Source organism: Streptomyces sp. NPDC005574, assembly GCF_040605435.1.
Taxonomy (GTDB): Bacteria; Actinomycetota; Actinomycetes; order Streptomycetales; family Streptomycetaceae; genus Streptomyces.
On the sequence record NZ_JBEXCW010000015.1, the window covers coordinates 1 to 25939 of the forward strand.

28 protein-coding genes are annotated in these 25939 nt (G+C 72.6%); 14 read left to right on the top strand and 14 right to left on the bottom strand.

Going from position 1 to position 25939, the window contains the following annotated elements; translation table 11 throughout:
- Nucleotides 1-298: 298 nt before the first annotated feature.
- Both ABZT03_RS12940 and ABZT03_RS12945 read right to left on the bottom strand, forming a co-directional pair.
- Nucleotides 299-892, bottom strand: a complete 594-nt coding sequence (locus ABZT03_RS12940; protein ID WP_356037631.1) for a pyridoxamine 5'-phosphate oxidase family protein — start codon at nt 890-892, stop codon at nt 299-301.
- A gap of 66 nt (nt 893-958) precedes the next feature.
- Nucleotides 959-1465: a hypothetical protein gene (locus tag ABZT03_RS12945; RefSeq protein ID WP_356037633.1), complete on the bottom strand. Its 507-nt coding sequence runs from the start codon at nt 1463-1465 to the stop codon at nt 959-961.
- A gap of 163 nt (nt 1466-1628) precedes the next feature.
- Here ABZT03_RS12945 and ABZT03_RS12950 point away from each other — a divergent pair, with 163 nt between their 5' ends.
- Nucleotides 1629-2015, top strand: a complete 387-nt coding sequence (locus ABZT03_RS12950; RefSeq protein ID WP_356037635.1) for a DUF779 domain-containing protein — start codon at nt 1629-1631, stop codon at nt 2013-2015.
- Nucleotides 2016-2090: 75 nt separating this feature from the next.
- Nucleotides 2091-3329, top strand: coding sequence for a phosphodiester glycosidase family protein (locus ABZT03_RS12955; RefSeq protein WP_356037637.1), 1239 nt, complete (start codon nt 2091-2093; stop codon nt 3327-3329).
- Nucleotides 3330-3341: 12 nt separating this feature from the next.
- On the opposite strand, the gene ABZT03_RS12960 is transcribed toward ABZT03_RS12955, so the two are convergent.
- From ABZT03_RS12960 to ABZT03_RS12985, 6 genes are all read right to left on the bottom strand, one after another.
- Nucleotides 3342-3536, bottom strand: coding sequence for a hypothetical protein (locus tag ABZT03_RS12960; RefSeq protein ID WP_356037640.1), 195 nt, complete (start codon nt 3534-3536; stop codon nt 3342-3344).
- A gap of 110 nt (nt 3537-3646) precedes the next feature.
- Nucleotides 3647-4504: a phosphatidylinositol-specific phospholipase C/glycerophosphodiester phosphodiesterase family protein gene (locus ABZT03_RS12965; protein WP_356037642.1), complete on the bottom strand. Its 858-nt coding sequence runs from the start codon at nt 4502-4504 to the stop codon at nt 3647-3649.
- 185 nt (nt 4505-4689) lie between these two features.
- Nucleotides 4690-5772 (bottom strand): acyl-CoA dehydrogenase family protein, encoded by a 1083-nt coding sequence (locus ABZT03_RS12970; protein ID WP_356037644.1) that lies wholly within the window; start codon nt 5770-5772, stop codon nt 4690-4692.
- Nucleotides 5769-6950, bottom strand: coding sequence for an acyl-CoA dehydrogenase family protein (locus tag ABZT03_RS12975; RefSeq protein ID WP_356037646.1), 1182 nt, complete (start codon nt 6948-6950; stop codon nt 5769-5771). The genes ABZT03_RS12970 and ABZT03_RS12975 overlap by 4 nt, the downstream gene beginning before the upstream one ends.
- A complete protein-coding gene (locus tag ABZT03_RS12980; RefSeq protein WP_356037648.1) occupies nt 6947-7924 on the bottom strand; it encodes an NADPH:quinone oxidoreductase family protein in 978 nt (325 codons plus the stop codon). Before ABZT03_RS12980 ends, ABZT03_RS12975 begins: the two co-directional genes overlap by 4 nt.
- A 93-nt stretch (nt 7925-8017) precedes the next feature.
- Nucleotides 8018-8620 (bottom strand): XRE family transcriptional regulator, encoded by a 603-nt coding sequence (locus ABZT03_RS12985; protein WP_356037650.1) that lies wholly within the window; start codon nt 8618-8620, stop codon nt 8018-8020.
- Nucleotides 8621-8697: 77 nt separating this feature from the next.
- On the opposite strand from ABZT03_RS12985, the gene ABZT03_RS12990 reads away from it, so the two are divergent.
- From ABZT03_RS12990 to ABZT03_RS13010, 5 genes are all read left to right on the top strand, one after another.
- Entirely contained in the window at nt 8698-9678 is a 981-nt protein-coding gene (locus tag ABZT03_RS12990; protein WP_356037652.1) for an NAD(P)/FAD-dependent oxidoreductase, read from the top strand.
- 29 nt (nt 9679-9707) lie between these two features.
- Nucleotides 9708-11246 carry an ATP-dependent DNA ligase gene (locus ABZT03_RS12995; RefSeq protein ID WP_356037654.1) on the top strand — a complete coding sequence of 513 codons (1539 nt, stop codon included), beginning with the start codon at nt 9708-9710 and terminating at the stop codon, nt 11244-11246.
- On the top strand, nt 11243-11707 hold the full coding sequence (locus ABZT03_RS13000; protein WP_356037657.1) for an NUDIX domain-containing protein: 465 nt from the start codon (nt 11243-11245) through the stop codon (nt 11705-11707). The genes ABZT03_RS12995 and ABZT03_RS13000 overlap by 4 nt, the downstream gene beginning before the upstream one ends.
- Before the next feature lie 93 nt (nt 11708-11800).
- Entirely contained in the window at nt 11801-13186 is a 1386-nt protein-coding gene (locus ABZT03_RS13005; RefSeq protein WP_356037660.1) for an NADP-dependent succinic semialdehyde dehydrogenase, read from the top strand.
- 25 nt (nt 13187-13211) lie between these two features.
- The gene (locus ABZT03_RS13010) at nt 13212-13448 is read left to right on the top strand and encodes a DUF6213 family protein (protein ID WP_356037662.1); all 237 of its coding nucleotides are present in this window, start codon (nt 13212-13214) and stop codon (nt 13446-13448) included.
- Nucleotides 13449-13593: 145 nt separating this feature from the next.
- Here the strand turns inward: ABZT03_RS13010 and ABZT03_RS13015 are convergent, their stop codons facing one another.
- Nucleotides 13594-14820 (bottom strand): acyl-CoA dehydrogenase family protein, encoded by a 1227-nt coding sequence (locus tag ABZT03_RS13015; protein WP_356037665.1) that lies wholly within the window; start codon nt 14818-14820, stop codon nt 13594-13596.
- 172 nt (nt 14821-14992) lie between these two features.
- Between ABZT03_RS13015 and ABZT03_RS13020 the strand changes: the two genes are divergently transcribed.
- Nucleotides 14993-15634 (top strand): TetR family transcriptional regulator, encoded by a 642-nt coding sequence (locus ABZT03_RS13020; RefSeq protein ID WP_356037668.1) that lies wholly within the window; start codon nt 14993-14995, stop codon nt 15632-15634.
- Nucleotides 15635-15713: 79 nt separating this feature from the next.
- On the opposite strand, the gene def is transcribed toward ABZT03_RS13020, so the two are convergent.
- Complete coding sequence (def, locus tag ABZT03_RS13025) at nt 15714-16253, bottom strand: peptide deformylase (protein ID WP_356037672.1); 540 nt, start codon at nt 16251-16253, stop codon at nt 15714-15716.
- A 154-nt stretch (nt 16254-16407) separates the two neighbouring features.
- Here def and ABZT03_RS13030 point away from each other — a divergent pair, with 154 nt between their 5' ends.
- The 5 genes from ABZT03_RS13030 (at nt 16408) to ABZT03_RS13050 (ending at nt 21084) form a co-directional block, all read left to right on the top strand.
- A complete protein-coding gene (locus ABZT03_RS13030) occupies nt 16408-17646 on the top strand; it encodes a MurT ligase domain-containing protein (RefSeq protein ID WP_356037675.1) in 1239 nt (412 codons plus the stop codon).
- Between the two features lie 23 nt (nt 17647-17669).
- The gene (locus ABZT03_RS13035) at nt 17670-18398 is read left to right on the top strand and encodes a glutamine amidotransferase (protein ID WP_356037677.1); all 729 of its coding nucleotides are present in this window, start codon (nt 17670-17672) and stop codon (nt 18396-18398) included.
- A 201-nt stretch (nt 18399-18599) separates the two neighbouring features.
- Nucleotides 18600-19625 carry a 6-phosphofructokinase gene (locus tag ABZT03_RS13040; protein ID WP_356037680.1) on the top strand — a complete coding sequence of 342 codons (1026 nt, stop codon included), beginning with the start codon at nt 18600-18602 and terminating at the stop codon, nt 19623-19625.
- Nucleotides 19626-19771: 146 nt separating this feature from the next.
- Nucleotides 19772-20725: a cytochrome c oxidase assembly protein gene (locus ABZT03_RS13045; protein ID WP_356037683.1), complete on the top strand. Its 954-nt coding sequence runs from the start codon at nt 19772-19774 to the stop codon at nt 20723-20725.
- A gap of 188 nt (nt 20726-20913) precedes the next feature.
- Nucleotides 20914-21084 (top strand): hypothetical protein, encoded by a 171-nt coding sequence (locus ABZT03_RS13050; RefSeq protein ID WP_356037686.1) that lies wholly within the window; start codon nt 20914-20916, stop codon nt 21082-21084.
- Between the two features lie 75 nt (nt 21085-21159).
- On the opposite strand, the gene ABZT03_RS13055 is transcribed toward ABZT03_RS13050, so the two are convergent.
- Genes ABZT03_RS13055 through ABZT03_RS13070 form a run of 4 tightly spaced genes read right to left on the bottom strand, consistent with a single transcriptional unit; the run spans nt 21160 to nt 25258 of the window.
- On the bottom strand, nt 21160-22365 hold the full coding sequence (locus ABZT03_RS13055) for a histidine kinase (protein ID WP_356037689.1): 1206 nt from the start codon (nt 22363-22365) through the stop codon (nt 21160-21162).
- On the bottom strand, nt 22362-24074 hold the full coding sequence (locus tag ABZT03_RS13060; protein ID WP_356037692.1) for a cation acetate symporter: 1713 nt from the start codon (nt 24072-24074) through the stop codon (nt 22362-22364). Before ABZT03_RS13060 ends, ABZT03_RS13055 begins: the two co-directional genes overlap by 4 nt.
- Nucleotides 24075-24111: 37 nt before the next feature.
- Nucleotides 24112-24507 (bottom strand): hypothetical protein, encoded by a 396-nt coding sequence (locus tag ABZT03_RS13065; protein WP_356037695.1) that lies wholly within the window; start codon nt 24505-24507, stop codon nt 24112-24114.
- A 1-nt stretch (nt 24508) separates the two neighbouring features.
- Complete coding sequence (locus ABZT03_RS13070; protein ID WP_356037697.1) at nt 24509-25258, bottom strand: LytTR family DNA-binding domain-containing protein; 750 nt, start codon at nt 25256-25258, stop codon at nt 24509-24511.
- A 77-nt stretch (nt 25259-25335) separates the two neighbouring features.
- Between ABZT03_RS13070 and ABZT03_RS13075 the strand changes: the two genes are divergently transcribed.
- Entirely contained in the window at nt 25336-25848 is a 513-nt protein-coding gene (locus tag ABZT03_RS13075; RefSeq protein ID WP_356037700.1) for an Lrp/AsnC family transcriptional regulator, read from the top strand.
- Nucleotides 25849-25939 lie beyond the last annotated feature (91 nt).

The window sequence follows — 25939 nt, forward strand, 5'->3', positions numbered from 1 at the left end:
TCGTCTGGCTGCTGGGCTTCGTCATGCGCTCGGCGGACACCGGCGGCCGCAAGGGCCGCTGGTATCGCTGGTAACCCAGCGACCAGCGCACCTCACACTGCGGGCCCCGGAAGACATCCGGGGCCCGCAGCCATGCCCGCCACCAGAACATCCCCTGCGGCGAAAAAGGGTGTAACCGACACCTTTCCGGGCACCCGGACCCCTGGCCGGGGCCCGGTGAAGCAGCGGAACCCGCACCTCCACCCACCGGCCCCCGGACCCTCCTCGGCCCGCGGCTGAAAGGGTGCGCGCGGGGGTGTCACTCGATACGTGACAGTGGCGGCAACGGCAGGGGCAGACCCGGTAGCCCGTCGATGCTCGTCGCGATGTGTTCCTTCTTCTGGAAGTACGCGTCGAGCGTGTCGTCACTCTCGCGCGCGAAGCGCGACGCGTGCAGCGGCCGGTCCTCGTCGTAGGTCATGAACGGGACGGCGTAGCCGCAGGTGTCGCGGATCTTCTCCGCGCTCACCACGATGATCGCGCGCAGTCCGTGGAGGGCGGGGTCGATGCCCGGGAAGTGCGCCATCAGGTCGCGCCAGCGGGCGTCGTCGCGGAAGACGGGCTCTCCGCGGCCGTGCACCCGCACGATGTTGGGCGGACCGTCGAAGGCGCACCACATCAGGGTGATACGGCCGTTCTCGCGCAGATGGGCGATGGTCTCGGCGTTGCTGCCCGCGAAGTCGAGGTAGGCGACGGTGAGTTCGTCGAGTACGGCGAACGATCCGTTGAGGCCCTTGGGTGAAAGGTTGATGGTGCCGTCGCCGTCCAGCGGCGCCGTGGCGGTGAAGAAGATGTGCTGCGCCTCGATGAAGTCACGCAGTCTGCCGTCTATCCGCTCGTAGCTCTTTCCCATGGTCCGATTATGGCGGGACGGGTGCCTGACCCACGGATTCCTCGGTCTCCGGGTGACGGGGTCGGGTCAGCTCTGCCGTGCGCGGGCGAGGGCGTCGAAGACCCAGTCGTGGAAGACGAGCCGGGGGAAGAGCCGGCCCGTGACGTCGAAGGTGAGCGAGAAGGCAGGGGGCATGCGCAGGTCGCGGTGGACGACGCGGACCATGATGTGTGTGTCGGGAAGGTGCCAGCCCGAGCCGTAGGGGCCGATCCGGTTGATCCTGGCGTGGATACGGTCGCCGAACACCACGGCGGCGCAGCCGTGTTCCCTGGCCAGGGCCGCCGGGACGCCGCTGATCCAGCGGCTGAACTCGTCGAGATACCCGTGCTCGGAGAGCTCCCGCAGAGTGGTCCGCTCCATCCGCGCGTCCCGCGGGCCGTCGAGGTGCACCATGAGCTGCGGTACGCCCGTGCGGCGCCGCCAGTGGGCGGGCAGGTCCCGGACGACGCACTCCAGGACGCGAAGGACGTCCGCGCGCGGGGCGGAATCCAGAGCCTGGAGTTCTCGCAGCACGAATGCGCTGTGCTCGTTCACCCCGCAAGCATCCACGGGAGACTCCGCCGGCTCAACAACGCTGTCGCTCACGCCGTACGCCGACCCGCGCGCAACCGTGTCGCAACGTTCCGTCTGATGCCCTGGTCACGGGCCGGCACACGGCCGGTGACCAGGTTCCGGCGACTGGAGGGGGACGGACGGCATGCAGGCGGAATCCCCGCGCACCGACGGCGACGAGGACGTCCCATGGGTGCAACTCACCCCCGGCGCAGCCCTGCTGGTGCGCCGGCTCAGCGAGACGCACGGCCCCCTGATGTTCCACCAGTCCGGCGGCTGCTGCGACGGCAGCGCCCCCATGTGCTACCCGGAGGGCGAGTTCCGCACCGGCGACTCGGACGTCCTGCTCGCGGAGCTCGACGTCGAGGGGGTGCCGGAGCCGGTGGGGTTCTGGATGTCCAGGAGCCAGTACGAGGTGTGGAGCCACACCCGGCTGATCGTCGACGTCGTCGCGGGCCGGGGCAGCGGCTTCTCCCTCGAAGCACCCGAGGGGGTGCGTTTCCTCACCCGTTCGCGGGTCGTCGACGGCTAGCCACCCCGCCGGACCCCGCCGTCTGGTGCACTTCCCCTGAGTCCTGGAACAGTTGACGAGACATCAGGGGGACATGTGACGCGTCGTCAGAGGCGGGCGAAGCACACCAGATCGGTCCTGACCTTGCTCGCGGCGTTCGGCACGCTGGCCGGTGCGGGCCTCGTGGGCGCGACACCGGCCGCCGCCGCGCGGGGAGCGGTCAGGGTCGCGCCGGGTGTCGACTACCGGCAGTTCGACCTGCGGGCGGCCAAGGGCCCCACGCACGTCCACGTGCTGAGCGTCGACCTGCGCGAGAGGCGCGTGCGCCTCGGTCTGCTGTATCCGGGGGCGGTCGCCGCGCGGGCCGCGGTCTCCCGACTCGCCGACGCGCAGGGCGCGGTGGCCGGGGTCAACGGCGACTTCTTCGACATCACCGAGACCCAGCACCCGGGCGTCGAGGCGACCGGTGCGACCGTGGGACCGGCGATCGCGAACGGACACGTACTCAAGGCGGCGGTGCCGGACGGCCAGCGTTTCGGCCCCGCCCTGCCGCCCGGTACGAACACCAGGAACGTGATCGGCGTGGGCGCCGACGGCCGGGCACGGCTGGACAGCCTGACCCTCGCCGGCACCGTCGGCACCTCCGCCGGGCGGCTGCCGCTCGCCGGAGTGAACCAGTACGCGCTGCCGGTCGGATCGGTCGGCGCCTTCACCTCCCGCTGGGGCGCCGCCTCCCGGGTCCGCGCGACCTGCGGCACGGACACGGACCGGGCCGCGCCCTGCAGTACGGACACCTACGAGGTGACCGTCCGCGGCGGCCGGGTCGTGTCCACCGCCGGCACACCGGGCAGCGGTCCCGTCGCCGCCGGCACGACGGTGCTCGTCGGCCGGGAGGCGGGAGCGCGACGCCTGCGCGGGTTCTCCACCGGCCAGGCCGTCAAGGTCCGCTACCGCCTGGTGCCGTCCGCGTCACGCGTGCCGTACCGCTTCGCGCTCGGCGGCTACCCGGTGCTCAGAGGAGGACGGCCACTGCCCGGTCTGGACGGCGCGGTCTCGGCCGTGCGCACCGCCGTGGGCGTCGCGGACGGCGGACGGCGTCTGCTCCTGCTCGCCGTGGACGGCGCCCCCGCCTACCGGAGCGGCCTGACGATCGCCGAAGTGGCGGCCGTCATGCGGACGTTGGGCTCGGTCGACGCGTTCAGCCTGGACGGCGGCGGATCGACGACGCTGGTCGCCCGCGCGCCCGGCGCGAGCGCCGTGTCGGTGCGCAACCATCCCAGCGGCGGCGCGGAACGCCCCGTCCCGAACGGCATCGGGGTGTTCTCCACGCCGTGAGGCCGCCCGCACTCACGGTCTCAGACCGCTGACGATGTCCGCGGTCGTCGAGACGCCGCTGTGAATGGTGGGGGCGATGCTCGAACTCGCCAGGTAGAAACCGAGCAGCCCGCACACCAGGGCGTGGGAGACCTTCAGTCCGCCGCTGCGCAGGAAGATCACCGCCAGGATCAGGAGCAGCAGCACCACAGAGATGGAAATGGCCATCGTCAACCTCCTCCGCCACGTCCACTTCGCGGCGTTCGGCCGTAAGTGTGGCGTAGCGGAGGGTTCGTCCGGGCGGCTGACCTGTCCTCCGAACGTGTGGTGTCTGTGCGTTACCGGTGCGTGTCCAGGAACGTCTCGAGTCCGGCGAGGTCGTCGGTGTTGAGGTGGTCGACTCCGGCGGCGAGCAGCTCGGCCCAGACCGCGTCCCGGGCCGGGCCCGCGAGGTCGGGGGTGGCCCACAGGCGAACGCGCTGTCCGCGCCGGTGCGCGGCCTGGACGATGCCGCGCAGCTTGTGCCGCTCGGCGTCGGGAAACGCGCCCTCCCCCTGCCAGGTGAAGTTGAGCGTCCAGTTGTCGGAGATGAGCGGGACGAAGGAGGCGGGCGCGGAGCTGCCGAGGTCGGCGAGGCGGCCGTCGAAGAAGGCCCGGCGCACGGTCTGGGCCTCCATGGGGACACGGGCGGCACGGTCGCCGGAGATGACGGCGGTGACCGGTCCGGGGCGGACGCGGCCGTGGGCGTAGGTGGTGAACAGGTGCCGGTGGCGACGGAGGTGGCGGTCGAGTTCGAGGTAGGTCGAGGAGCCCTCGGTCTTGATGTCGATGAGCAGTTGCAGGGGCTCGTGGTAACCCCGGTAGACGCAACCGCCGTTGGCCCGGACGCGGGCGGCAAGGGGGTCGAGGTACAGGGATTCGAGAGTGCGGGACGGGTCGAGGTCGACCGGGTCGTGGGCGACGAGGAGCTGGTCGCCGACGAGGTGGATGTCGGCCTCGACGCTGCCGAAGCGGTGGCCGAGGGCGTCGAGCAGGGGGTGCGGGTGCTCGTAGTCGTTGTGCGCGTGGGCGCGCCACAACGGCTGTGTGCCGCGGGGGTGTTCGTCCGCCGCCGCGCGTGCGGCGGGCAGGGCGACCGTGCCCGCGAGGGCTGCGCCGAGGGTGCTGAGGGCTCTGCGACGGGTGGTGAGTGCCATGCTCTGCCTCCCTGGTGGGGTCGTGGGGAACCTCAGCGAGTATGCGATCCGCGGGGGCCCGGGAAGGGGCGTCTTTCGGGGAGTTGTCCGGTCCGCCGTCACGAGTTCACTTCGTCCGGGCGGGGCACACGAGAAAGCCCGCCCCAGGTGGGGCGGGCTTCTCGCGGGCGTTGCCCAGGTGTACGTCAGGGGGCGGGGAGGTCGATCAGGTCGGCCAGTTCGGCGCGGTGGGCGCCCGCCGTGCCGTAGGCGATCGAGTCGGCCTTGGCCCGCTTCAGGTACAGGTGGGCCGGGTGCTCCCAGGTCATGCCGAGGCCGCCGTGCAACTGGACGGCCTCCTCGGCGGCGTGGACGGCGACGGACGCCGCGTAGGCCTGCGCCACGGCGACCGCCACGTCGGCGTCCTCGTCGCGGGCGAGCGCGTCGGCGGCGTTGCGGGCAGCCGCGCGCAGGTTGACGACCTCCAGCCACAGCTGCGCGAGCCGGTGCTTCAGCGCCTGGAAGCCACCGACCGGCCGGTTGAACTGCTTGCGTTCCTTGAGGTAGCGGACGGTTTCCGTCAACGTCCAGTCGGCGACGCCCAGTTGCTCGGCGGCGAGCAGTCCGGCGCCGGCCCGCAGGGCGCGTCGTACTGCGGGTTCTGCCGCGCCCAGCCGGCGGGCCGGCGCCCCGTCCAGGGTGAGCGTCGCGAGCGGCCGGGTCAGGTCGAGGGAGACCTGCGGGGTGAGCGTCACGGCGTCCGCGCCGACCGCGTACAGCCCACCGTCCTCGGCCGGCACCAGCAGCACGTCGGCGGCGAGAGCGTCGGCGATCCCCGTCAACCGCCCGTGCAGCACGCCGTCTTCGTGGCGTACGGTCCGGTAGGCACCACCCGGGGCGACGTGCAGCGCCACGGCGAGGGCGCCGATCGTCCGGCCGGAGGCCAGCTCGGCGAGGAGGTCGTCGGCCCCGCAGGCGAGCAGGGCCTCGGTGGCCACGACCGCGCTCGTCAGATACGGCACCGGGGCGACGGCGCGGCCCAGCTCCTCCAGAACGACGGCGGCCTCGCGGTGCGTGGCACCCTGCCCGCCGAGCGCCTCGGGCACCAACAGGCCGGCCAGGCCCATGGATTCGGCGAGCGCCTTCCACAGCGACAGGTCGTGCGGGGTGTCGGACTCGGTGCGGGCGATCACGCCGGGGGCGTCGCAGTGGTCGGTGAGCAGGTCGCGGACGGCGGCGCGGAGGGCCTCTTCCTCCTCGGAGTACAGCAGGTCGGGCGGTGTGCTCATCGGGCGAGGTCCTTCCAGGCGACGTCCTTGTCGGTGCGCGGCTCGGCGGGCAGGCCCAGGACGCGTTCGGCGACGATGTTCAGCAGGACCTCGCTGGTCCCGCCCTCGATGCTGTTGCCCTTGGAGCGGAGGTAGCGGTAGCCGGCGTCCCGGCCGGTGAAGTCCACGAGTTCGGGCCGGCGCATGGTCCAGTCGTCGTACAGCAGGCCCTCCTCTCCGCCCAGTTCGACCTCCAGGCCGCTGATCTCCTGGTTGAGGCGGGCGAACGCGAGCTTCATGCCGGAGCCCTCGTAGCCGGGCTGGCCGGCGACGAGCTGCTGACGCAGCCGTTCGCCGGTGAGGCGGGCGACCTCGGCCTCGACCCAGAGGCCGAGCAGCCGCTGGTGCAGGTCGTGGGTGCGCAGGTCGGGGCGCTCGCGCCAGGTCCTGGAGACCGGGCCGATCATGCCGCCCTCGCAGGGCAGGCGCATGCCGCCGATCGAGACGCGTTCGTTCATGAGGGTGGTCTGGGCGACCCGCCAGCCGTCCCCGACCGCGCCGAGCCGGTGCGCGTCCGGGATGCGGACGTCGGTCAGGAAGACCTCGTTGAACTCGGCCTCACCGGTGATCTGCCGCAGGGGCCGCACCTCGACGCCGGGGTCGGTCATGTCGCAGACGAAGTAGGTGATGCCCTGGTGCTTGGGCAGGTCCGGGTCGGTGCGGGCGATGAGGATGGCCCAGCGCGCGACATGGGCGCTGGAGGTCCACACCTTCTGCCCGTTGACCACCCAGTGGTCGCCCTCCTGGACGGCCCGGGTGCCGAGTGCGGCGAGGTCGGACCCGGCGCCCGGCTCGCTGAAGAGCTGGCACCAGACCTCCTCGCCCACCCACAGCGGCCGCAGGAACCGGGCCTTCTGCTCCTCGGTGCCGTAGCCGAGGATGGTCGGGGCGGCCATGCCGAGGCCGATGCCGATCCGCCGGGGGTCGTTGTCGGGGGCGCCGGCTGCCTCCAGTTCGGCGTCCACGACGGCCTGGAGGGAGCGCGGGGCGCCGAGTCCGCCGAGGCCCTCGGGGTAGTGCACCCAGGCCAGGCCGGCGTCGAAGCGGGCGGTGAGGAAGTCCTGCCGGCCGGTCTCAGCGGGCGGGTGCGCGGCCAGCAACTCCCTTGTGCGGCGGCGCAGTTCGTCGGCGTCGGTCATGCGGCGGCTCCGTTCTCGAGGCCGGGCAGCACGGTGACGCGGCCGGTGGTGACCCCGTCGCCGACGCGCTGGACGGCGGCCGCGGCCCCGCTGAGCGGCACGCGCTCGCTCACCAGCGGCCGGATCGCGCCCCGCGCGGCCAGCTCGGTGAGCTGTTCGTGGCAGTGCTGGATCAGCTTCGGGTTCTTGGTGGCGTACAGACCCCAGTGCAGGCCGAGGATCGCGTAGTTCTTGACCAGGGCGTGGTTGAGGGCCGGGCTGGGGATCGTGCCGCTCGCGAAGCCGACGACGACGATGCGGCCCTCGAAGGCGACGGTCTTGGCGGACTGGGTGTAGGCGTCGCCGCCGACCGGGTCGTAGATCACGTCGGCGCCCCTGCCGCCGGTGGCCTCCCGCACGGCGGCGACGACGTCCTCGCCGCGCCGGTCGATCACCGCGTCGCAGCCGAGTTCGCGGGCGACGGCGGCCTTGTCGGCGCCGCCCACCACGCCGATGACCCGTGCGCCGGCCGCCTTGCCGAGCTGGACGGCCGCGCTGCCGACCCCTCCGGCGGCGGCGTGCACGAGCAGGGTCTCGCCGGCCTCCAGACGGGCCCGCCGGTGCAGGCCGAACCAGCCCGTCTGGTAGCCGATGTGCAGGGCGGCGGCCTCGGCGTCGTCCAGCGAGTCGGGCGCGGGCAGCAGGGCGGCGGCGTCCGCGACGGCGTACTCGGCGAAGCCGCCGTGGGGCAGCGCCGGGTTGGCGATGACCCGGCGCCCGTCCGGGGTCTCGCCGCAGATCTCCACGCCGGGCGTGAACGGCAGCGGCGGCCGGACCTGGTACTGGCCCCGGCACATCAGCACGTCCGGGAAGTTGATGTTCGCGGCACGCACCCTGAGCAGGATCTGGCCGTCGCCGGGCACCGGCTGTGCCACGTCGGCGAGGCGCATCACCTCGCTCGGCTCGCCGTTCTCGTGCACTTGCCATGCCTGCATGGGGGGCCTCCACGGGACTGCTTCGTCTGACCGGGCTCGAGCGCATACTAAGCGGTCGCTTGCCGATCAGGGAACAGCCGGGGCCGCCCGGAGTCAGTCGTCTCCGCCACGTTTCCTCGGGCGGGCCCGGACGTGCATCCGCTCCCCCTGCGGCCCGAACAGGCTCAGGAACTCCGCCGGCCCCTCCCCCGTGGACCCGAACCAGTGCGGCACCCGGGTGTCGAACTCGGCCGCCTCCCCCGCCGACAGCACGACATCGTGTTCGCCCAGCACCAGCCGCAGCCGCCCGGACAGCACGTACAGCCACTCGTAACCCTCGTGGGTCCGCGGCTCCGGCTCCTCGTCGCGCTGCGGCTCCAGCACCTTGAACGCCTGCAGACCGCCGGGCTGACGGGTCAGTGGCCAGTGGGTCCGCCCGTGCTTGCAGATCGGGGCGGCCCGCACCCGCGGATCGCGCACCGGTTGCGCGCCCACCAGTTCGTCCAGCGCCACCTCGTGGGCGCGCGCGATCGGCAGCAGCAGCTCCAGACTCGGCCTGCGCAGCCCCGACTCCAGCCGGGAGAGGGTGCTCACCGAGATCCCGGTCGCCTCGGAGAGCCCGGCCAGCGTCGCTCCCCGCTCCTTGCGGATGCGCCGCAGCCGCGGCCCCACCTCCGCGAGCACCTCGTCCGTGTCGTCACCGTTCTCACCACTCATGGACTCCATTGCAGTTTCGGCAAAGTAGTTTGTCAACCCGGCAGAGGTGGGCGACCTTGTCGGTGGAGGTGGTCACCATGACCGGAACACAGCCCACGCGGGCACGGGACAACTACGAGGTGGTCGTCGTCGGAGGCGGCGCGGCCGGCCTGTCCGCCGCCCTGGTCCTCGGCCGGTCCCGGCGCCGCACCCTGGTCGTCGACGCCGGTGAGCCGCGCAACGCGCCCGCCGCCCACCTGCAGGGCTACCTGACCCGGGACGGCATGCCGCCGGCCGGGTTCCTCGCGGCCGGCCGCGAGGAGATCGCACGCTACGGCGTCGAGCTGGTCCGGGACCGGGCGGTGGACGCGGCCCGGGATCCGGCCGGTGAGTTCGACGTGAGGCTCGCGGGCGGGCGCAGCGTGCACGCCCGGCGGCTCGTGATCGCGACCGGCCTCAGGGACGAGCTGCCCCCGGTGGCCGGACTCGCCGAGCGCTTCGGACGCGACGTGCTGCACTGCCCGTACTGCCACGGCTGGGAGGTCCGGGACCGGGCCTTCGGCGTGCTCGCCACCACCCCGATGAGCGTGCACCAGGCACTGATGGTCTCCCAGTGGTCCAAGGACGTGACGCTGTTCCTGCACCGGGTCACCGAGGAGGAGCTGTCCGACCAGGACCTGCGCAGACTCGCCGCTGCCGGGGTCGCCGTGGTACCGGGCGAGGTCACGGAGTTGGTGGTCGAGGACGACCGGCTCACCGGAGTCCGGCTCGCCGATGGCATGGCCCACGACCGCCAGGTGCTGTTCGTGGCGCCCCGCGCCGTCCCGCGGACCGGGCTGCTGGAGAAGCTCGGCGCCGAACTGGAGGAGACCCCGTTCGGCAGCTATCCCGTGATCGACGCGACGGGCCTGACCACCGTGCCCGGCGTGTGGGCCGCGGGCAACGCGAGCGGCTTCGCCGAGCAGGTCGTGAACGCCGCCGGCCTGGGGTACCGGGCCGGCGCCACGATCAACGGCGACCTGCTGATGACCGACCTCGACGCGCTCGTGGAGGCGCGGGAGGGATCTGTCCGGGTGTAGACCCCCCGTCAGCGGTGCACCATGACTGCATGCTGCTGACCCGGCTGGCCCAGGTGTCCCAGGAGGTGGCCGCCACCTCGGCGCGGTCCCGGAAGATCGCGCTGCTCGCCGAGCTCTTCCGGGACGCGGAGGCCGAGGACGCCCCGATCGTCATCCCCTACCTCGCCGGACGGCTGCCCCAGGGGCGGCTCGGCGTCGGCTGGAAGGTGCTCAGCCGCGCCGTGGAGCCGGCCGCCGAACCGTCCCTGACCGTCCGCGAGGTGGACGCCCGGCTGACCGGGCTGGGCGGGCTCTCGGGCGCCGGATCGCAGGCCGAACGGGTGCGCCTGGTCGGGGAGCTGATGGGCGCGGCCACCGCCGACGAGCAGCGGTTCCTGCTCGGGCTGCTCAGCGGCGAGGTCCGGCAGGGCGCGCTGGACGCCGTCGCCGTGGAGGGGCTGGCCGAGGCGACCGGGGCGCCGCCCGGGGACGTACGGCGCGCGGTGATGCTGGCGGGTTCGCTGCAGACCGTCGCGCAGGCACTGCTCGCCGACGGCCCCGCCGCCCTGGACCGCTTCCGGCTCACGGTCGGCCGCCCGGTCCTGCCGATGCTCGCGCACAGCGCCACCTCGGTGGCCGAGGCGGTCGAGAAGCTCGGCACCTGTGTGGTCGAGGAGAAGCTGGACGGCATCCGCGTACAGGTGCACCGCGACGGCGACAGCGTGCGCGTCTACACCCGCACCCTCGACGACATCACCGACCGGCTGCCCGAAGTGACGTCGGCGGCACGGCGGTTGAGCGGCGAGCGGTTCATCCTCGACGGCGAGGTGATCGCGTTCGGCGAGGACGGGCGGCCGCGGTCCTTCCAGGAGACCGCGGGGCGGGTCGGCTCGCGCGTGGACGTGGCCACGGCCGCCGAGGCGGTCCCGGTCTCCCCGGTGTTCTTCGACACGCTGTCCGTGGACGGCCGTGACCTGCTCGACCTGCCCTTCGACCAGCGGCACGCGGAGCTGGCCCGGCTGGTGCCCGAGCCGATGCGGGTGCGCCGCACGCCGGTGTCCGGGCCCGAGGACCTGGCCGCGGCGGAGGAGTTCCTCGCCGAGACCCTCGACCGGGGCCACGAGGGCGTCGTCGTGAAGTCCCTCGACGCCCCCTACAGCGCGGGCCGGCGTGGCGCGTCCTGGCTGAAGGTGAAACCCGTGCACACCCTCGACCTGGTGGTGCTCGCCGCCGAGTGGGGCCACGGCCGGCGCACCGGCAAGCTCTCCAACCTGCACCTGGGCGCCCGCGCGGCGGACGGCTCCTTCGTCATGCTCGGCAAGACCTTCAAGGGCATGACCGACGCGATGCTGACCTGGCAGACCGGCCGGCTGCGGGAACTGGCCGTCGAGGAGAGCGGCTACGTGGTGACCGTACGCCCCGAACTCGTCGTGGAGATCGCCTACGACGGCCTGCAGCGGTCCACCCGCTACCCGGCCGGCGTCACCCTGCGCTTCGCCCGCGTGGTCCGCTACCGCGAGGACAAACGCCCCGAGGACGCCGACACCGTGGAGACGCTGCTGGCCGCCCACCCGCAGGTGCGGCCGTGACGGCGCGGCGGAGCGCGGGCCTGCTTCTGTTCCGCCACACCGAAAGCGGCCTGGAGGTGTTGCTCGGCCATATGGGCGGCCCGTTCTACGCCCGCCGTGACGCCGGAGCCTGGACGGTGCCCAAGGGCGAGTACGAGCCCGACGAGCCGGCCTTCGACGCGGCCCGCCGTGAGTTCCGCGAGGAGCTCGGCCTCGCGCCTCCCGACGGCCCGGCGCTGCCGCTGGGCGAGGTCCGGCAGACGGGCGGCAAGACCGTCACGGCCTGGGCGGTCGAGGCCGACCTCGACCCTGCGACGATCGAGCCGGGCACGTTCCGGATGGAGTGGCCGCCGCGGTCCGGTCGCACGCAGGAGTTCCCCGAGCTCGACCGGGTGGCGTGGTTCGGCCTCGACCGGGCTCGCGAGGTGGTCGTCGGCGCGCAGACGGCGTTTCTCGACCGGCTGGCGGAGCACTCGGGCTGAGACACACGTGTACCCGTTGCAGACGTACCCGCGTTGCGGTCGCCACCGCCGCGCGGGAAGGTCGAAGCACAGTCCGCTCCCAGGAGGTCAGTCATGCCCATCGCGACGGTGAACCCGGCGAACGGCGAGACGCTCAAGACGTACGAGGCCATGGGCGACGAGGAGATCGAACGCCGGCTCCAGCTCGCGGAGGCCACCTTCCGCACGTACCGCACGACCGCGTTCGCCGAACGGGCCCGCCTCCTCACCCGGGCCGCCGATCTCCTCGCGGAGGACGAGCGGGAGGTCGGCCGGCTCCTGACCACCGAGATGGGCAAGCCGGTCAAGCAGGCCCGCGCGGAGGCCGCCAAGTGCGCCAAGGCGATGCGCTGGTACGCCGAGCACGCCGAGGAACTCCTCGCCGACGAGGAGCCGGCCGCGGCCGACGTGAAGGACTCCGGCGCCTCCCGCGCCCTGGTCCGCTACCGGCCGCTCGGCCCGGTGCTCGCGGTGATGCCGTGGAACTTCCCGCTGTGGCAGGTGGTCCGGTTCGCGGCGCCCGCCCTGATGGCGGGCAACGTCGGTCTGCTCAAGCACGCCTCGAACGTGCCGCAGACCGCCCTCTACCTGGAGGACCTCTTCCACCGGGCGGGCTTCACCGCGGGGTGTTTCCAGACGCTGCTGATCGGCTCCGCGGCGGTCGACGAGATCCTGCGCGACGAGCGGGTCAGGGCGGCCACCCTCACCGGCAGCGAACCCGCGGGCCGCGCGGTCGCCTCCACCGCCGGCGAGATGGTCAAGAAGACGGTGCTGGAACTGGGCGGCAGCGACCCGTTCATCGTGATGCCGTCCGCCGACCTGGACCGGGCCGCGCAGGTCGCGGTGACCGCGCGGGTGCAGAACAACGGGCAGTCGTGCATCGCGGCCAAGCGCTTCATCGTCCACACGGACGTCTACGACGCCTTCGCCGAGCGCTTCACGCGGGGCATGGCGGCGCTGAGGGTCGGCGACCCGCTGGACGAGGAGACGGACGTCGGTCCGCTGGCCAGCGAACAGGGCCGGGCCGACCTGGAGGAACTGGTCGACGACGCCAGGCGCAGCGGCGCGGCCGTGCTGTGCGGCGGTGAGCGGCCCGAGGGGCCCGGCTGGTTCTACCCGCCGACCGTCCTCGCCGGCATCACCCGCGAGATGCGCGTCCACCGCGAGGAGGCGTTCGGCCCGGTGGCCACGCTGTACCGCGCGGGCGACCTGGACGAGGCCGTGCTGATCGCCAACGACTCGCCGTTCGGCCTGAGTTCCAACGTCTGGACGCGCGACGACGCCGAGGTCGAGCGCTTCGTACGGGATCTGGAGGCGGGCGGGGTGTTCGTGAACGGCATGACGGCCTCGCATCCGGCCCTGCCGTTCGGCGGGGTGAAGCGGTCCGGGTACGGCCGTGAGCTGTCCGGGCACGGAATCCGCGAGTTCTGCAACATCACCACCGTATGGCACGGAGCGTGAGCCTTCCGCGGCTACGATCCCCTTTGTGAACCGCGAAGTGACACTGCCTCTGATCGTCGACGACCGCGGTACCTTGCAGGTCTCCGCGGCCGACGTGAGCAAATTGCTCCGCACGGTGGGCGGCCGGTGGCTGCATCTCGTGGAGGCCGGGCAGGAGGGGCTCGACGAGGACACGGTCGCCACCCTGACGATCGAACTCGCGAAGCTGGCCGACCGGATCGACGTGGCGTGCATCGCCCACAGCAGCGGGACCACACCCTGAGGGCTGTCCCGTAGCCCCGGCGGGCGCGCGACGACGGCTACGGCACTCCCCCAGCCCCCGGCCGGGGTACCCCCCAGGGGACTAAGGGGCAGCCCTCAGGGCGAGCCCGGCCGGCCCGCCCTGAGGGTGGTGCACCCGGGGCGCGTCAGCGAAGGGGCATGCCCGAGACGGTGCGGGCGATCACCAGGCGCTGGATCTCGCTGGTGCCCTCGAAGATGGTGTAAATGGCGGCGTCCCGGTGCATCCGCTCCACCGGGTACTCCCTGGTGTAGCCGTTGCCGCCGAGGATCTGGATCGCCTGGCCGGTGACCTTCTTCGCGGTCTCACTCGCGAACAGCTTGGACATCGACCCCTCGGCCGCCTTGAACGGCCTGCCGTTGATCGCCATCCACGACGCGCGCCAGACGAGCAGCCGGGCCGCGTCGACGGACGTGGCCATGTCCGCCAGCTGGAACGCCACGCCCTGGTTGTCGATGATCGGGCGGCCGAACTGCTCGCGCGTCCGGGCGTAGTCGAGGGCGACCTCGTAGGCGGCCCGGGCGGTGCCCACCGCCATCGCGCCGACCGCCGGGCGCGAGGCCTCGAAGGTGGCCATCGCCGCGTTCTTCACGCGCTCGCCGCCCGTCCTCGCCCGCTCGCGGGCCCGGGCGAGGCGCTCGTCGAGCTTCTCCTTGCCGCCGAGCAGGCAGGAACCGGGAACGCGCACGTTCTCCAGGACGACCTCGGCGGTGTGCGAGGCACGGATACCGTGCTTCTTGAACTTCTGCCCCTGGGACAGGCCCGGGGTGTTGGGCGGCACGATGAAGGAGGCGTGGCCCTTCGACCCCAGCTCCGCGTCGACCACCGCGACGACGACGTGGACGTTGGCGATGCCGCCGTTGGTCGCCCAGGTCTTCGTGCCGTTGATCACCCACTCGTCCTTGGCCTCGTCGTACACGGCACGCGTGCGCATCGAGGCGACGTCGGAGCCGGCGTCGGGCTCGGAGGAGCAGAAGGCGGCGACCTTCACGTCGTTGGCGTCGCCGTACATCTGCGGGATCCAGGTGCCGACCTGCTCCTCGGTACCGTTGGCGAGGACGCCGACGGCCGCGAGGCCGGTGCCGACGATCGACAGGGCGATGCCCGCGTCGCCCCAGAACAGCTCCTCCATGGCCATCGGGATGCCGAGGCCGGTGGGGTCGAAGTACTGCTGCGCGTAGAAGTCGAGCGAGTAGATGCCGACCTTCGCGGCCTCCTGGATGACCGGCCAGGGAGTCTCCTCACGCTCGTCCCATTCGGCGGCGGCGGGGCGGATGACGTCGGCGGCGAAGCCGTGCAGCCAGTCCCGCACCTCCTTCTGTTCGTCGTTGAGCTCCATGGTGAACTCGGCCATGTCCCCTCCAGCGGTGGCGCACGTGCGTGTTACTTGCGGTAACAGTAGTCTGTTACCGGCCAGTAGGAAATGTCAACTCCAGATGTCCCCTCGGTAGCCCGTTCGATGTCAGGAGGGTGTTGAGTGTTAGTTTGCGCAGGCGTCACCGAATCAGCACGGGTGGGGAGAGCACATGGACACCACGCAGCGGACCGAGCAGCAGAGGTCCGCCGACCGCCGACGGCGCGAACTGCTGGAGGCCGCCGACCGGGTGGTGCTGCGCGACGGCCCGCAGGCCTCCATGAACGCCATCGCCGCCGAGGCCGGCATCACCAAGCCCATCCTGTACCGGCACTTCGGTGACAAGAGCGGACTGTACGCGGCTCTCGCCACCCGGCACACCGACGCGCTGCTCGCCTCGCTGCGGGCCGCCCTCGACGCTCCGGCCGAGCGGCGGGAACGCGTGGAGGCCACCCTCGACACCTACCTCGCGGCGATCGAACTGCGCCCCCAGGTGTACCGCTTCCTGATGCATCCGGCGGACGGCAACCCCGGCGAGCAGGGCTTCGACGTCGGCAAGCACTCCGCGCCCCTGCTGCGGCGGATGGGCGAGGAACTGGCCCAGGTCATCGAGGAGCGGCTCGACCTCGGCCCCGGCACCCAGCAGCTCGCCCGGGTCTGGGGACACGGCATCGTCGGCATGATGCACGCCGCCGGTGACTGGTGGCTCGGTGAACGCCCCTGCACCCGCGCGGAGTTGGTGCGCAGCCTGGCCGACCTGCTGTGGGGGCGGCTGGCCGCGGCGGGCGACAAGGTCGGCGGGCCCGGCTTCTGACGGTCACCGCGCGGCCGGACCGGCCGGTCCCACCCGTGGGCTGACCGCGACCGGCCCCGCGCCTCGCGTGACGGTCGGCTCAGCCGTGCCAGGAGGCCCGCCGCACCTGCCGCATGAGGCGCCGGTGGCGGCGGCCCGACAGACGGTCCGCGTACAGGCGGCCCTCCAGGTGGTCGCACTCGTGCTGGAGGCAGCGCGCGAAGAACCCCGTGCCGTGCACGGTGACCGGCTCCCCGGTCACCGTGAACCCCTCGACCACCGCGTGGTCGTAGCGCTCGGTCCCCGCCTCCAGGCCGGGGAGGGACAGACAGCCCTCCGGCCCGCGCAGCACCAGCCCGTCGGCCACCACCAGGCGCGGGTTCACCACATGCCCCAGATGGCGCACGTCCTCGTCGTCGGGGCAGTCGAACACGAACACCCGCCAGGGCTCGCCGATCTGGTTCGCGGCCAGACCGACTCCCTGCGCGGCGTACATGGTCGCGAACAAGTCCTCGACGAGACGGGCCGGTTCGGGACCGAACTCCGTAACCTCTCGGCAGGGCTCACGCAACGTCGCGTCACCGAGCAGGACGAGGGGCCGGACACGCCCGCGGGCGCCCGGAATAGGGCCGTTTCGCATGACGGCAAGGGTACGGTCCCCCGCTCACCTGGCCCGCCGCGCCGGTTAGGACGGTGCCGGGATTCGGGAGAGCGAATGGATCTCGATAGGCTGACCACCACCACGTTGCCGTCAGGCAGAGGCGCGGCGCGTACGCAAGGAGGATCGAGAACTGATGTCAGGCAACTCGGACCCGCTCACGCCGCGGGCCAAGCTGGCCGTGACCGCGGGCAAAGCGGTCGCGGCGGCTTCACGCGCCGCCGGGCGCGGCAGCGGTTCGGTGATCGGCGGCCGGGTGGCGCTCAAGCTCGACCCCGACCTCCTCGCGCGGCTCGCCCAGAACCTGGACGTCGTGCTCGTGTCGGCGACCAACGGCAAGACCACCACCACCCGGCTGATCGCCGAGGCGCTGCGCGCCGCCGGACCGGTCGTGTCCAACGCGCTCGGCGCCAACATGCCGGCCGGCATCACCTCGGCGCTGGCGGGCAGCTCGGAGGCGCGGTACGGCGTCATCGAGGTCGACGAGAAGTACCTGGCGGGCGTCGCCCGGGACACCGACCCGAAGTGCATCGCGCTGCTGAACCTCTCGCGCGACCAGCTGGACCGCGCCGCCGAGACCCGCATGCTCGCCGAGCACTGGCGTGAGGGGCTGGCCGGCTGCAAGGCCGTCATCGTCGCCAACGCCGACGACCCGCTCGTCGTGTGGGCCGCCTCCTCCTCCCCCAACGTGATCTGGGTCGCTGCCGGGCAGATGTGGAAGGACGACGCCTGGTCGTGCCCTTCCTGCGGCGGTGTGATGCAGCGTCCCGGTGACGACTGGTTCTGCGGCGAGTGCGGTTTCCGCCGCCCGACGCCGAGCTGGGCGCTGTCCGGAGACCACGTCCTGGACCCGCACGGCTCCGCCTGGCCGATCCACCTCCAGCTTCCTGGCCGCGCCAACAAGGCGAACGCCGCCTCCTCGGCCGCCGTCGCCGCCGTCTTCGGCGTGCCGCCCCAGGTGGCCCTGGAGCGCATGTACCAGGTGCAGGCGGTGGCCGGCCGCTACGACGTGGTCCAGTTCATGCAGCGCGACCTGCGGCTGCTGCTCGCCAAGAACCCGGCCGGCTGGCTGGAGACGTTCAGCCTGATCGACCCGCCGCCGACCCCGGTGATCCTCTCGGTGAACGCGCGCGGCGCCGACGGCACCGACACCTCGTGGCTGTGGGACGTCGACTACACGCGCCTGACCGGCCACCCGATCCTCGTCCTGGGCGACCGGAAGCTGGACCTCGCGGTGCGCCTCGAGGTGGCGAACCAGCACTTCCAGGTGTGCGAGAACCTCGAACAGGCGGTCCAGGCGGCTCCGCCGGGCCGGATCGAGGTCATCGCCAACTACACCGCGTTCCAGGACCTGCGCCGCCGCGTCGGCAACTGAGTGACAAGAAGGACGATGACTTCATGAGCGACAACAGCCTGCGGGTCGTCTGGGTCTACCCCGACCTGCTGAGCACCTACGGCGACCAGGGCAACGTCCTGGTCGTCGAGCGCCGGGCCCGGCAGCGCGGCCTCGACGTGGCCCGCCTCGACGTGCGCAGCGACCAGCCGATCCCCACCTCCGCCGACATCTACCTGATCGGCGGCGGTGAGGACCGGCCGCAGCGGCTCGCGGCCGAGCGGCTGCGCCGCGACGGCGGACTCCAGCGGGCCGCGGCGAACGGCGCGATCGTCTTCTCGGTGTGCGCCGGCTACCAGATCCTCGGCCACGAGTTCATCAACGACCTCGGCCAGCGCGAGCCCGGCCTCGGTCTGCTCGACGTGGTGTCGGTGCGCGGCGAGGGCCAGCGGTGCGTCGGTGACGTGCTCGCCGACATCGACCCGCGGCTGGGTCTGCCCCCGCTGACCGGCTTCGAGAACCACCAGGGCGTCACGCACCTCGGCCCCACCGCCCGCCCGCTGGCCAAGGTGCGCTTCGGCAACGGCAACGGCACGTCCGACGGCACGGAGGGCGCGTACAACGACACGGTCTTCGGCACGTACATGCACGGTCCGGTGTTCGCGCGCAACCCGCAGCTCGCGGACCTGCTGCTGAAGCTGGCCCTGGACGTCAACGCGCTGCCGCCGACCGACGACCGCTGGTACGACTCGTTGCGCAGCGAGCGCATCGCGGCGGCGGAGCAGCCCGCCTGAGACGCGCGCGGAGCGTTGTTCACCCGTTCGCCCCGTCGGCGCCACCAGCCCGTCTGACGGCGGGTCCGCACAGGTGAGCGGGGGCGTCCAGCAGGCGGACGGACGCTTCGGCGAGGCACCCCTCAGCCGCTAGGGTGGCGGGAATCCGGCCGGACAGCGTGGTCCGGTCCCCGGCCCACGTTGAGAAGGTTGTTTCGGGCTATGCGCATTGGTGTCCTCACGTCCGGCGGCGACTGCCCCGGCCTGAACGCCGTCATCCGGTCCGTCGTGCACCGTGCCGTCGTCGACCACGGCGATGAGGTCATCGGCTTCCGGGACGGCTGGAAGGGCCTCCTGGAGTGCGACTACCTCAAGCTCGACCTCGACGCGGTGGGCGGCATCCTCGCCCGCGGCGGCACCATCCTCGGTTCCTCCCGGGTCCAGCCCTCGCAGCTGCGGGACGGCGTGGAGCGGGCCCGGGGCCATGTCGAGGAGCTCGGCCTCGACGCGGTCATCCCCATCGGCGGTGAGGGCACGCTCAAGGCGGCCCGGCTGATGGCGGACAGCGGCCTGCCCATCGTCGGCGTGCCGAAGACCATCGACAACGACATCGCGGTCACCGACGTCACCTTCGGCTTCGACACGGCCGTGGGCGTCGCCACGGACGCCCTGGACCGGCTGAAGACCACCGCCGAGTCGCACCAGCGGGTCCTGGTCGTGGAGGTCATGGGCCGCCACACCGGCTGGATCGCGCTGCACTCCGGCATGGCGGCCGGCGCCCACGCCATCGTCGTACCGGAGCGGCCCTTCGACATCGAGGAGCTGGCGGCGCGGGTCGGCGCCCGGTTCGAGGCCGGCAAGCGGTTCGCGATCGTCGTCGCCGCCGAGGGTGCCAAGCCGGTGGCCGGCAGCATGGCCTTCGACGAGGGCGCCAAGGACGTCTACGGCCACGAGCGCTTCGCCGGGATCGCCCGCCAGCTCTCCCTGGAGCTGGAGCACCGGCTCGGCAAGGAGGCCCGGCCGGTCATCCTCGGGCACGTCCAGCGGGGCGGGACGCCCACGGCGTACGACCGGGTGCTGGCGACGCGGTTCGGGTGGCACGCGGTGGAGGCGGTGCACCGCGGTGAGTTCGGCAAGATGACCGCGCTGCGCGGGACGGACATCCGGATGGTGCCGCTGGCGGAGGCCGTGGAGACGCTGAAGACGGTCCCCGACGAGCGGTACGAGGAGGCGGAGTGCGTCCTGTGAGCGCTCGCCCGCCGATCCGGTAGCTGCCCGCGCGTGCGCCGTGGCCCCTGCGGGGCGCGGCCGACCCCGGTCGTGAGTGCGGTCGGGGCCGGTCCTAGTCTGGGTCCGGACAGACAGCACATTGCGCACGAACCAGGAGCCGCGGGATGGATCACAGCGGGCACGGCATGACGATGGATCTGCCGCCGTTCACGCTGGGACGCGGGCTCACGTGGTCCGCGGACCCGTTCTTCCTCGTCGCCTGCCTGCTGGGCCTGGGCCTCTACGGCTGGGGCGTGGTGCGGCTGCGGCGGCGCGGGGACGCGTGGTCGGCGGGCCGTACGATCGCCTTCGTCGTCGGGGTGCTGACCGTCGCGCTCGTGATGTGCACCCGGCTGAACGACTACGGCATGGTCATGTTCAGCGTGCACATGGTGCAGCACATGATCATCAGCATGCTGTCGCCGATCCTGATCCTGCTCGGGGCGCCGGTCACCCTGGCGCTGCGCGCGCTGCCGCCGGCCGGGCGGGGCCGCCGCAAGGGACCGCGCGAGCTGCTGCTGATGTTCCTGCACAGCCGCTACATGCGGATCATCACGCATCCCGCGTTCACCATCCCGCTGTTCATCGCGAGTCTCTACGCCCTCTACTTCACGCCCATCTTCGACTTCCTCATGGGCTCGAAGACCGGGCACATCGCGATGATGGTGCACTTCCTCGCGGTCGGCGTCGTCTTCTTCTGGCCGATCATGGGCGTGGATCCCGGCCCGAACAGGCCCGGCTACCTGATGCGGATGCTGGAGCTGTTCGCGGGCATGCCGTTCCACGCGTTCTTCGGCATCGCCCTGATGATGGCGTCGGAGCCGCTGGTCGCGACGTACAAGAACCCGCCGGCCTCGCTCGGCATCGACGCGCTGGCCGACCAGAACGCGGCGGGCGGCATCGCCTGGGCGTTCAGCGAGATCCCCTCCGTGCTGGTGCTGATCGCGCTGCTGTTCCAGTGGTACGGCTCGGAGCAGCGGCAGGCCAAGCGCCAGGACCGGGCCGCGGACCGCGACGGTGACAAGGAGCTGGAGGCGTACAACGCCTATCTGGCCTCCCTGAACGCCCGCGGCAACTGACCGGCGCCCCTTCCCCCCTGTTCCCCCGGGTCTCGAATCACCCGTTCGGCGGTACCGCTGCCGTACGCCGGGACACCACTCCGGCTCGCCCCGCACCCGCCTGTCCGGGACGGATTTCGGCCGTCCGCGCCGCCCGCGGGCGGAACCGGGGCACCATGGAGGGAACGAGCCATGAGGAGGGTGCCGCGATGCCCGGTTCCACGAACGGTTCCACGAAGGCGATGGGGGTGCTCACCGTCGGCGGACTCGTCGTGGTGACGGCCTACACGGTGGCGCTCGGCAGCAACGGCTGGCTGTGGTTCGGCTGGGTCGTGCTGGGTCTGCTCACCCTCGGGATGGTCGCCACACGCAGTACCTGACCGGTGGGACACCTCACCGGCGGGGTGCCCGACCGGTGGGGTGTCCGGCCCGTGCGACGGCGGGCGGTCCGCGGCTCATCCGCCGGTGAGCCGCGGCGCCGAGTGCACCCCCGGCTGGTACTTCGGCAGCCGGGCGGTGATCTTCATGCCCGCCCCCACAGCCGTCTCGATGACGAGGCCGTGGTCGTCGCCGTAGACCTGCCGGAGCCGGTCGTCGACGTTGGACAGCCCGATGCCGCCCGACGGGCTGACCTCGCCCGCCAGGATGCGGCGCAGCGCCTCGGGGTCCATGCCCGCGCCGTCGTCCTCGATCACCACCAGGGCCTCCGCGCCGCTGTCCCGCGCGGTGATGCTGATGCGGCTCTGCTCGGTCCTGCCCTCCAGGCCGTGCTTGACGGCGTTCTCGACGAGGGGCTGCAGGCACAGGAAGGGCAGGGTCACCGGCAGCACCTCGGGGGCGATCTGCAGGGTGACGGAGAGCCGGTCGCCGAAGCGGGCGCGGACCAGCGCGAGGTACTGGTCGATGGCGTGCAGTTCGTCGGCGAGCGTGGTGAACTCGCCGTGCCTGCGGAACGAGTAGCGGGTGAAGTCGGCGAACTCCAGGAGCAGTTCACGGGCGCGCTCGGGGTCGGTGCGCACGAAGGAGGCGATCACCGCGAGCGAGTTGAAGATGAAGTGCGGGGATATCTGCGCGCGCAGGGCCTTGATCTCGGCCTCGATGAGCCGGGTGCGGGACCGGTCGAGGTCGGCCAGCTCCAGCTGGACGGAGACCCAGCGGGCGACCTCCCCGGCGGCCCGCACCAGGACGGCGGACTCGCGGGGCGCGCAGGCGACGAGGGCTCCGTGGACGCGGTCGTCGACGGTGAGCGGGGCGACCACGGCCCAGCGGACCGGGCAGTCGGGGGTGTCGCAGGTGAGCCGTACGGCCTCACCCCGGCCGGTCTCCAGCGGTCCGGCGAGGCGTTCCATGATCTCGGTGCGGTGGTGGTCGCCGACGCCGTCCCAGACCAGCACGTCCTGCTGGTCGGTCAGGCACAGTGCGTCCGTGCCGAGCAGGGAGCGCAGCCGGCGCGCGGAGCGGCCGGCCGTCTCCTCGGTGAGGCCCGCGCGCAGCGGGGGCGCGGCGAGGGAGGCGGTGTGCAGGGTCTCGAAGGTGGCGTGTTCCACCGGGGTGCCGAGACCGCCGAGGCTCTCGGGGCGCGCGGTGCGCCGGCCCAGCCAGAAGCCGGCGGCCAGCAGCGGGAGCACCGCCACGCACAGGCCGGCGAGGAACCCGCTCACGTCTTGGCCTCCGCCCACAGTTCCTCGGGCAGATGGAACCGGGCCAGGATCGCCGCCGTGCCCGCCGGCACCCGGTTCGAGGTGGCCAGCGACACCAGGATCATGGTGAGGAAGCCGAGGGGCACCGACCAGAGCGCCGGCCAGGCCAGCAGGGCGTGCAGCGGGCTGGTGCCGGGGAAGCCCGCCATGGTGGCGGTCACGGCGACGAACGCGGAGCCGCCGCCCACCAGCATGCCGGCGGCCGCGCCGGGCGGGGTCAGCCGGCGCCACCAGATGCCGAGGACGAGCAGCGGGCAGAAGGAGGAGGCGGAGACGGCGAAGGCCAGCCCGACGGCGTCGGCCACGGGCAGCCCGCCGACCAGTGCGCTCGCGGCGAGCGGTACGGCCATGGCGAGGGCCGTGCCGAGCCGGAAGTGCCGCACACCCCGCGTCGGCAGGACGTCCTGGGTGAGCACGCCCGCCACGGCCATGGTCAGCCCGGAGGCCGTCGACAGGAACGCGGCGAAGGCGCCGCCCGCCACCAGGGCGCCGAGCAGGTCGCCGCCGAGGCCGCCGATCATCCGGCCGGGCAGCAGCAGTACGGCGGCGTCCGCGTCGCCGGTGAGGGCGAGTTCGGGGGCGTAGAGCCGGCCGAGCGCGCCGTAGACGGGCGGCAGCAGGTAGAAGGCGCCGATCAGGCCGAGGACGGCCACCGTGGTGCGGCGGGCGGCAACACCGTGCGGGCTGGTGTAGAAGCGGACGACGACGTGCGGCAGGCCCATGGTGCCGAGGAAGGTGGCGAGGATCAGTCCGTACGTGGCGTACAGCGGGCGTTCCTCCCGCCCCGCGGCCAGGGAGGTCGACATGCCGCCGGTGACGGCGCGGTCGGCGGCCGGGACGGCTGCTCCCGCGTCGAGGGTCAGCCGGGTGCCCCGCTCGATGCGGTGGGTGCCGGCCGGGAGCCTGAGCCGCTCCGCCCGGTACGGCCGCCCGTCGACCCGGCCGCTGACGGTGACCGTCAGAGGGCGGTGGAGCTTCAGGTCGAGGCTGTCGTCGACGCGGACCACGCGCTGCTCGCGGAGGGTGGCCGGTTCCTCGAACGCGCCGCGGGGTCGCCCGTCGCCCTGCCAGGCCAGCACCAGGAACAGCGCGGGGACCAGGAGCGCGGTGAGCTTGAGCCAGTACTGGAAGGCCTGCACGAAGGTGATGCTGCGCATGCCGCCGGCCGCGACGGTGGCCACCACCACGACCGCGACGATCACCCCGCCGAGCCAGTCCGGCGCTCCGGTCAGCACCGTCAACGTCAGTCCGGCGCCCTGGAGTTGGGGCAGCAGATAGAGCCAGCCGACGCCGACGACGAAGGCCCCTGCCAGCCTCCGCACGGCCTGCGAGGCGAGCCGGGCCTCGGCGAAGTCGGGCAGCGTGTAGGCGCCGGAGCGGCGCAGCGGGGCGGCGACGAACAGCAGCAGGACCAGGTAGCCGGCGGTGTAGCCGACCGGGTACCAGAGCATGTCCGGGCCCTGCACCAGGACCAGGCCCGCGATGCCGAGGAAGGAGGCGGCGGAGAGGTACTCGCCGCTGATGGCGGCCGCGTTGAGGCGGGGGCCCACGGTGCGGGAGGCGACGTAGAAGTCGGAGGTGGTGCGGGAGATGCGCAGGCCGAAGGCGCCGACGAGGACGGTCGCGACGACGACCAGGGCGACGGCGGGGACGGCGTAGGTGGGGTTCACGTGGCTCGGCGGTCCTCGGTCTCGGCGGTCCGGGGGCTCATCGGTCCTCGACCAGGCGTACGAAGTCCCGTTCGTTGCGTTCGGCGCGCCGCACATACCAGCGGGCGAGCAGCACCAGCGGCGCGTAGAGGCAGAAGCCGAGGACGGCCCACTGGGTGCGGCGGGCGTCCGGCATCGCCGCGAAGACCAGCGGCAGCGGGCCCACTAGCAGGCCGAGAACCGCGAACACCGTGAGGGCGGCGCGTAGTTGGGAGCGCATCAGGGAGCGGACGTAGGTGTGGCCGAGGGTGGTCTGCTCGTCGATCTCGGTGCGCGGGCGGTAGTAGCCGGAGGCATCGGGGTAGCGCCCGCGCGAGCGGAACCGGGCGTGCGGGACGGCCCGGCGGGGCGGGCCGGTGACGACGACCCGGCGGTCGGTGGGGTCCTGGGGCACCTCACGGCCTCCTCATCAGCAGGTCCCGCAGCTCCCGCGCGTGGCGGCGGCTGACCTGGAGTTCCTCCGCGCCCACCAGGACGCTCACCGTACCGGCGTCCAGGCGGAGTTCCCCTATGTGGCGCAGGGCCACCAGGTGGCGGCGGTGGATGCGGACGAACCCGCGGGAGCGCCAGCGCTCCTCCAGGGCGGACAGCGGGATGCGGACGAGGTGGCTGCCCCGGCCGGTGTGCAGGCGGGCGTAGTCCCCGCGGGCCTCGACGTGGGTGATGTCGTCGACGGCCACGAAGCGGGTGACGCCGCCGAGTTCGACGGGGATGTGGTCGGGGTCGGGCTCGTGCACGGGGATGCGCGGGGCGGCGCCGCCGCGTTCGGCGGCCCGCCGGACGGCCTCGGCGAGCCGTTCCTTGCGCACCGGTTTCAGGACGTAGTCGACGGCCTTGAGGTCGAACGCCTGGACGGCGAAGTCCTCGTGGGCGGTGACGAACACGACGAGCGGCGGCTCGGCGAACCCGGTGAGCAGCCGGGCCAGGTCCAGCCCGTCGAGGCCGGGCATGTGGATGTCGAGGAAGACGACGTCGATCGCCTCCGGGCCGCCCGGACCCGACTCCAGCGCCCGGTTGATCCGGCGCAGCGCCTCGGTGGCGTCCCCGGCGCCCTCCGCGCTGCCCACGCGGGGATCGGCGTTGAGGAGGTACAGCAGTTCCTCCAGCGAGGGGCGTTCGTCGTCGACGGCGAGGGCGCGCAGCATGAACGTGGAGTGTAGGAGCAATCAGCACGTCTGGACATGTGCCGGGGACGGGGCCCGCCGCTGGATACAGTGCCGGCATGAACAGCAGGACCACCCCGTTCGACGAGCTCGACCGGAAGATCATCACGGCGCTGATGGCGAACGCCCGGACCAGTTTCGCCGAGATCGGCGCGGCGATCGGCCTGTCCTCGACGGCGGTCAAACGGCGCGTGGACCGGTTGCGCGACACGAACGTGATCACCGGGTTCACGGCCACGGTGCAGCCCTCGGCGCTGGGCTGGCGGACCGAGGCGTACGTCGAGGTGTACTGCGAGGGCGCGGCCCCGCCGCGGCGGCTCGCCGAGGTGGTCCGCAACCATCCGGAGATCACGGCGGCCATGACGGTGACCGGCGGCGCGGACGCGCTGCTGCACGTGCGGGCCCGCGACGTGGAGCATTTCGAGGAGGTGCTGGAGCGGATCCGGGCGGAGCCGTTCGTCCGTAAGACGATCAGCGTGATGGTGCTGTCCCACCTCATCCCGGAGAGCCCGGAGGCCGGCGCCAGCAACGCGGCGCCCGAAGACGCAGCGGACGTGCGTCAGGGCGGGTGACAACGCAGCGTTCCTGCGCGAACACGCAGCTCCTCTTCCTTGTCGGGCGTCCCCGTCAGTTCCTACCTTGGTGTCAACCCTCAGTCGACAC